Here is a 6,831-nt window from a genome sequence, read left to right as displayed (position 1 = left end):
TATGGTTAGAGAATTTGTTCTGTTATTCGCATCGTCCCTATTTCTGCCGTCATTGCTGAACCGGCTCGACCAATTACCATTATTGCGGTAAGTACCGGACCAAATTCTCTAACCATAGCAATAAATATAATAGGGCCTATAAATCTTTCAGCACCAAATCTGTGCAGTCCTACATATGATTGAAAAGCCAATACGGCACCAACTGTAATTCCAATTAGTACAACGACGCCAATTGAACCTATTCCTATGTATGACATTTGATAAAAAGTTTTTTTAATTTTTAATTTTGTAGTGAATAATGTGACCAATGATTCGTAAAAAAATAACCCAATTTTTCCGGCTTTATTGCAAACTTCAATAACAACCGTTCCTATAAAATTAATAATATCTATTACCACTATGACACCTTACTATTTTTTTATCCTAAAAAGTACAATTGGTTGGTTTATATATTTTTATTATTTAAACCAACCAATTTCAATTAATTTAATATTTTATTATTTTGTGTCATTTTCAGAAGGTTTTGTATTATTTTCTTGAGAACTTGTTTGAGTCTGACTTGTTGTAAAATGACTAAGTCTTGATTTTGCGGTTTCTTTTGTTTTTAAAATACTAAGGCCAAGTGCTCCAAATATAAATATGGCACCCATTATCCATGTAAGCTTTTCAAAAAAGCTTTGTCCGCCTGAACCACCGAATAGCATTTGTCCTCCGCCGCCAAGCCCGCCAAGGCCCATATCGCCTTTGCCTTGTTGAATTAATATAAACAATGCTAAGAATAAGCTTAGTATAACGAATAATACTATTAAAAAAGTTGTCATTTTAGCCTTTCATTTGTTAAAAAATTTGTTACTAGTCTATATCAAATGCCATATTTTACTATTTTTTCGAATTCTTGGAAATCCAAACTTGATTTTCCTATTAAAAAACCATCTATATTTTTAATATTTTTCAAAAATTTTACATTTTCGGCGTTAACACTGCCGCCATATAAAAGAGTGAAAACTATTTTATTTCTAAGCCCGGAAAAATTTTTATGTAACCAAGAAAATATATTTTCCAAATAATCTTGATCCGGAATTATTCCTGAACCTATTGCCCAGATTGGCTCATAAGCTATTAATAATTCAAGATGATTTAATTTATTATAAGAATTTTCCATTATTTTAAATATTGGATCCAATTGTTTTGTCAACACATCTAGAGTTTTGCCGGATTTTTTTTCTTCAAGCTCTTCACCTATGCATAAAATTGGTGTTATGCCAAAATCTATTAATCTTGAAAATTTATTTGCAATATCAATATTGGATTCGTTAAATTCACGTCTAGTTTCCGAGTGGCCTATAATTGAGTATTTAATACCCAATTTATTAAAGCTTTCTACTGAAATTTGACCGGTAAAATTTCCATTTAAGTGTGTAGAACAATTTTGCGCACCAATGCAAATGTCTGTTGATTTAAATATCTGGTTTATTGAGCTTAAACTTAAAAAAGATGGACATAAAATAATTTTATTTTCTGAATTAGTCAGCTTAATAAAATTATCATAATTTATCGTTGCAAATTTTAATTCTTCAATTGTATCCAAATACATTTTCCAATTTGATATAATTGTAAAATTTTTTTTCATTAAAATTATCATCTCCTTTTTTACTTTATGATTTTTTAGATGTATATTTTCATAAATTAATATTTTTAAATTTTATGATAACTTATTTATTGTTTTTTCCAATAGGTTAGGTAATGAGGTTGGTTGTGATTTTACAAAAAATTAAAAAAAGATTAATTATTTTATTTTTGATTTTGTTTTCGTTTAGTTTAAATGCTTCTCATAATAACAGTAGATATTTTCCATTTTTAGAACGTCCTGCTGAATACATAACAAAAAGAACTTCTCATGTGACGCCTTCTTTATTTTTGACAAATGCAGCAACTGCTTTTGGTCGTGGCGGTGGAAATATTGGTATTCCTGAATTGTATGGAACATATGATTTAAGAGATGTTATTTTTAGTTTGAAACAAGTTAATGGTTCAAGTTATGTTAATCCTATCGAAAGGGAACGTGGACCAAATGATGCATGGATAGATAAATCAATTAGATTTCAAGTTAATAGTAAAATAAGATCTATCGGTTTTTTATTAAATTATGAACAGTATGTAAGAATAAGCGGTCAAAGTTTAAAATTGCCAGGAGTATCTCTGGGCGCATCATTGCCTTTGATGAATGTTGTCGCTAGCGACAATTTTTATTTTTTACCGGAACAATCCGATCCTCAGGTTCAAAATTTAAAAGATGGAGAAGTTGATCAGTTGAATCGAATAAGAAGGATGACAAATGATGATCTTTCTGTGCAAAGTGGAGATTGGATAAAGGCAGGGCTTGGTGATTTAGATTTGCATGCAAGTTTAAATTATAATTGGGATCATAAATTACTTATGCGCAGTATAGATTTAAATTTTCGCTTAGGTGTTGTTATTCCTTCATCCGTATATGCAGATATAAACTATCCGGCATCGGTATCTTTTATGGGTGATGGGCATTGGACATCGTATTTTGATGTTATTCCTGAATTTGAATTAAAGCCTGATTGGAAAGTAGGATTGATTTTAGGTTTTATGTATCAACTTGATAATACAAAAATTTTTAGAATTCCGGTTTATCAAGAACCCGCACCATTTAGTGCATTAATAACAAATTTAAAAATCGATCCGGGTTTAACATTTAAAATTTCTCCATATTTTACTGCAGAAAATTTAACTGACGGTGTTGATTTTCAAGTGCGATATACTTATTTAAAACATAATAAAGATAAATGGATAGATGATAGAAGCGGAAGCTTTGTAAAAAGTTATTTAAATCAAACTGTTGGCACGCAGCCATGGACAGGAAAAACATTAACTCAGGCGGATATAGATAATAATATTTCAACAAAAAAAGATTTAACAAAATGGACTATGCATTATATTTCTTTAGAGCTATTATATGATTCTAAAGAGGCTGGAAATAATTGGATTCTAGATCCAAAAATTTTTATAAATTACGATTACCAGTTTAGTGGAAATGGTTGTAGTAAGACTCATCAGTTTACATTAGGTGTTCAAGCTCAGTTTTGATGGAGAAAAATTATGAAATTTTGGCCAGCGACTAAATTATTTAGTCTTTTTTCCAATGATCTAGCTATAGATCTTGGAACTGCAAATATTGTTATTTATGTCAGAAACCAGGGGGTTGTTCTTGATCAACCTTCCGTTGTTGCTGTAAAAGCATCAACAAATGAAGTTTTAGCGGCAGGAAATAAGGCAAAAAAAATGTTAGGAAAGACACCTGAAAGTATTGTTGCCTGCAGACCCGTAAGAGATGGTGTTATTGCCAATTACGAACTTACGGAAAGCATGCTTCGTTATTTTATAAGTGAAGTTCATAACAATAGAAAAACACTGGTTCGTCCAAGAATGATTATTGGTGTTCCGTCTGGAATTACGCAAGTTGAACGACGTGCAGTAGAAGATTCTGCAAGACAGGCAGGTGCTCGAGAAGTTTATACAATTATGGAGCCGATGGCTGCGGCAATTGGTGCCGGTCTTCCTGTTGAAGAACCTGCCGGAAATATGATCGTTGATATTGGCGGTGGAACTACTGAAGTTGCAATTATATCTTTAAAAGATGTTGTTTTTAGTAAATCTGTTCGAGTTGGTGGCGATGAAATGGACAGATCTATTGTTCAGTATGTAAAAAGAAAATATAATCTTTTGATTGGTGAAAGAACGGCTGAAGATATTAAGATTAAAATTGGTACGGCAGTTCTTACTGATGAACGGAAAAGAGAAGAAGTTAAGGGGCGCGATTTAATAACAGGTGTTCCTAAAACTGTAATTCTTTCTGATTCTGAAGTTTTTGAAGCATTGGCTGAGCCTATAGCGATTATTATTGAAGCTGTACATGCTGCTTTGGAAAATGCACCACCTGAATTATCATCAGATTTGGTTGATAGAGGTATTATGATGGCCGGTGGAGGATCTTTGCTTAAAAATTTAGATGTTTTAATATCTAAAGAAACCGGTTTGCCTGTAAAAGTTGCTGAAAATCCATTGTTATCAGTTGTGCTTGGTGCAGGAAAAGTTTTGGATGCTTTAGATTTTTACAAAGAGGCTTTGTTAAAATAGGTTTTGCATGTTGGCTTTCCGTCGTATATTGATTTTATTAACGCTTTCTTTATTTAGTTTTGGTATTTATGCAAAAAAATATAATTCTAAAAAAGAAAGCGTTTCTGTTTTAGAACAAAAAAAAGAAGTAAAAAATAGTAATGATTTTAAATATGTAATATTTGATATTAGTAACGTATTTTGGGAAAAGACGTTATATGAAATATTAATGTCTTTAAAAAAAAAGATACATATCCCATTTAGCGGTTATGTGGATCTTTTAGAGTGTGGAGTTTCTTATGCTTTTGGTAATTTGGATGCAAAAAAAGGCTATGAAACATTGTTTAAGCATATGAAAAAAATGCCGCAAGCAGATGTAGCAGCCAAATGTAATTTAATTTGGGAACAAGATTGTAAAAATTATATATACGAAGATGCTGATAGATTATTTAAAAAATATAAATCTGAAGGAAAGATTTTAATCGCTGTTGATGCAGGTATTTCTGAGCTTTACACTGAGTTTTTAAAAATTTATAAATTTGATTATATTTTTGTTTCAAAAATGGAATATAAAGATGGCGTTTCTACAGGCAAACTTGATGGAGAGCCATGTTCTAATAAGTATAAATACGAAATTATTAAAAATCTTATAGAAAATAAATTACATGGTTCTTTAAAAGAAGCAATTTTTTATGCCAATAGTCATAATGATATACCATTATTGGAACATGTTGGAAAACCAATTACCGTTAATCCCAATAAGAAATTATTAAAAAAAGCAAAAAAAGAAAATTGGCCAATTATTGAATTTAAAAAACTTCTAAAAAGTAATTAATATTTTTTTAAAATTTAATTTTCAGTTTCTTTTTTTTCTGGTTGTTCTAATTTTTTATCCAAATATTTAGCTAATTTTCTAAGATTATTTGCAGTGTTTTTCAATGTTTTTGTCCTGGTTTCTATATTCTTCATAGTATCAAAATGTTCTGTAACTAGTGTTGCTATTAATTTTGTTGCTGCTTGTATAGCAAAATGAATTTTTATTCCATCTTCTTCCATTCTGAATGTATCACTTAGATTTCTCATTTTTATATCTACAATGCCGTCGATAGGATTGGTATTATTGAGATATAAATAATTTTCTAGATATTTCGTTAAGATATCAGTTGCTGTTTCGTTTGGATTATTCATACTATTTAAATTTGTGATTGCAGAAAAAATAAATAAAAATGAAAAAATAATTTTTTTCATAAAAGATATTCCTTTGTTGAATTTAAAAAAATTTTAAATTAATTTTTTAACGCTAATATCGACTTGGATAACCTCTATCGCAGTCGTCTAGAATGTTGTTTAAAAAATATTGACTAGCTTTATAAGTTTTTGAAAGCTCCCTCTTTAATTCTTTAATTTCATTCGCTTGTTGTGATATAATATCCAGTAATAACTCAATGCAATCCGTATAATTCTGATTTTTTAAGGAAACAACAGCTTTTTCAGCCAAATCTTTTATATCTATTATAGATATGTTTTTTAATAAATTTTCTATTTTAGTTGAATTTTCAGAATCATCGCTAGATGTTGAGTCGTAGCTAGATGACGAATCGTCATCTTCTTTTAACATTGCATTTACATTAAAAGATACAGATAATATTAACGAAAATATGTAGACATATTTTTTCATGGGCATAACTCCTTATTTTATAGGGTAATTAATATTTTTGTATTTCTTCAAAATCATCAAAGTGAAACTTTTCACCTTTAACCAAATGATAATTTTCATGACCTTTGCCAAGTATAGCAATTATACTATTTTTATTCGATATTTTTACGGCGTAACTTATAGCTTCGCTTCTATTTTCTAAAACAGTAATTTTTTTAAAATCTTTTTTATCGATTCCTGTTAATATTTGATTGATTATTTCTTTAGAATCTTCAAATCTAGGATTGTCATCTGTGATTATTACATGATCTGAGTATTTTACGGCAATATTGCCCATTATTGGACGTTTTTCTGTGTCTCTATTTCCGCCACACCCAAAAACTGTAATTAAGTTTTTAGTTAATGGTCGTAATGTTTTTAGAACCTCTTCCATTGATGATGGGTTATGAGCATAATCAACAAATGCATGGGATTTATTTTTTAAAACATGCATTTGTAATCTTCCCGGCACTCCCGGGAAAGTTTTTATTGCATTTAATATTTTTTTATCGTCTAACCCCAAATTTTTGCAGATCAAGTATGACATATAAAAATTATAAAGATTAAACTTACCCGGCATATGCTTTGGTACAATTTTTTTTATTAAATCAAAATTTTTGGAGCTTAACTTGTTTATATTTAGTTTGTTTTTAAATTTTTCAAAAGCTTTTTTTCCCCAAATATTATCTGTGTTTATAACGGCGTAAGAGTTTTTTTTAAGTTGCTTAAATATTTTTTGTTTTGCTTTAAAATAATTTTCTATTGTTTTATAAAAATCCAAGTGTTCGTGTGCTAAATTTGTAAATCCTATGGCATCAAATTTTAAACCATATGTACGATTTAAGCTTAAAGCATGCGAAGAGACTTCCATGATTAAAAAGTCTATTTTTTGATTTTCGCATTCGGCTAAAAACATATGCAAAAAATCACTTTCAGGTGTTGTATTTGTAGATAAAATTTGGTTATCCAATATTTTATTTACTATTGTACCG

The 6,831-nt window shown here is 29.5% G+C and carries 9 protein-coding genes; 3 read left to right on the top strand and 6 right to left on the bottom strand.

The genetic code is table 11. The features are described 5' to 3' along the window. Positions 1-5: 5 nt before the first annotated feature. From KKE07_02795 to KKE07_02785, 3 genes are all read right to left on the bottom strand, one after another. A complete protein-coding gene (locus KKE07_02795) occupies positions 6-257 on the bottom strand; it encodes an ABC transporter permease (GenBank protein ID MBU4269782.1) in 252 nt (83 codons plus the stop codon). Positions 258-497: 240 nt separating this feature from the next. After that, a complete protein-coding gene (secG, locus tag KKE07_02790; GenBank protein ID MBU4269781.1) occupies positions 498-821 on the bottom strand; it encodes a preprotein translocase subunit SecG in 324 nt (107 codons plus the stop codon). A gap of 41 nt (positions 822-862) precedes the next feature. Next, positions 863-1,630, bottom strand: a complete 768-nt coding sequence (locus KKE07_02785) for a triose-phosphate isomerase (GenBank protein ID MBU4269780.1) — start codon at positions 1,628-1,630, stop codon at positions 863-865. A gap of 113 nt (positions 1,631-1,743) precedes the next feature. Here KKE07_02785 and KKE07_02780 point away from each other — a divergent pair, with 113 nt between their 5' ends. Genes KKE07_02780 through KKE07_02770 form a run of 3 tightly spaced genes read left to right on the top strand, consistent with a single transcriptional unit; the run spans position 1,744 to position 4,978 of the window. Further along, positions 1,744-3,114, top strand: a complete 1,371-nt coding sequence (locus KKE07_02780) for a hypothetical protein (protein ID MBU4269779.1) — start codon at positions 1,744-1,746, stop codon at positions 3,112-3,114. A gap of 12 nt (positions 3,115-3,126) precedes the next feature. After that, positions 3,127-4,164 carry a rod shape-determining protein gene (locus KKE07_02775; protein ID MBU4269778.1) on the top strand — a complete coding sequence of 346 codons (1,038 nt, stop codon included), beginning with the start codon at positions 3,127-3,129 and terminating at the stop codon, positions 4,162-4,164. Between the two features lie 7 nt (positions 4,165-4,171). Beyond that, positions 4,172-4,978, top strand: coding sequence for a haloacid dehalogenase-like hydrolase (locus KKE07_02770; protein MBU4269777.1), 807 nt, complete (start codon positions 4,172-4,174; stop codon positions 4,976-4,978). A 14-nt stretch (positions 4,979-4,992) separates the two neighbouring features. Here KKE07_02770 and KKE07_02765 read toward each other — a convergent pair whose 3' ends face one another. The 3 genes from KKE07_02765 to KKE07_02755 all read right to left on the bottom strand — a co-directional run. Next, positions 4,993-5,391: a hypothetical protein gene (locus tag KKE07_02765; GenBank protein MBU4269776.1), complete on the bottom strand. Its 399-nt coding sequence runs from the start codon at positions 5,389-5,391 to the stop codon at positions 4,993-4,995. Between the two features lie 52 nt (positions 5,392-5,443). Beyond that, positions 5,444-5,821, bottom strand: coding sequence for a hypothetical protein (locus KKE07_02760; GenBank protein ID MBU4269775.1), 378 nt, complete (start codon positions 5,819-5,821; stop codon positions 5,444-5,446). Positions 5,822-5,849: 28 nt separating this feature from the next. Beyond that, on the bottom strand, positions 5,850-6,831 hold a 982-nt coding region (locus KKE07_02755; GenBank protein ID MBU4269774.1), incomplete at its 5' end, for a UDP-N-acetylmuramoyl-L-alanyl-D-glutamate--2,6-diaminopimelate ligase.

The sequence above is a fragment of the Candidatus Dependentiae bacterium genome, from assembly GCA_018897535.1.
GTDB lineage: Bacteria > Babelota > Babeliae > Babelales > UASB340 > UASB340.
The sequence above is the reverse complement of the archived record's forward strand: the minus strand, read 5'-3'. Positions and strand labels throughout refer to the sequence as shown.